Consider the following 240-nt stretch of genomic DNA (forward strand, 5'->3'; position numbering starts at 1 on the left):
AAAATCAGAATGAATAACGGATATTGGCGTTAATTGCCTTATCAATATCGTAATGACCGAAGGCTGAACGCTCTATATTAAGACTAATCCTGGTGTTTTCTTTAATTCTGGCATTAACACCTAAACTGAAGTTAACCCGGCTGTCTTTACCATTCTTAATATGAGTTTCCCCGGCAAAATCATGAACAACCGTCTCTGCCGGTTTAAACAGGTCATACTGATAATGAACACCCGCCAGCG

Annotated in this window: 1 protein-coding gene; it reads right to left on the reverse strand. The window is 40.0% G+C overall.

All coding sequences use genetic code 11. The features are described 5' to 3' along the window. Positions 1-4 precede the first annotated feature (4 nt). Positions 5-240, reverse strand: a 236-nt coding sequence (locus JTI98_RS21070) for an autotransporter outer membrane beta-barrel domain-containing protein (protein ID WP_252869613.1), incomplete at its 5' end; no start/stop codon positions are given.

It is taken from the genome of Citrobacter sp. MGH 55, assembly GCF_016906145.1.
Lineage (GTDB): Bacteria > Pseudomonadota > Gammaproteobacteria > Enterobacterales > Enterobacteriaceae > Citrobacter_A > Citrobacter_A amalonaticus.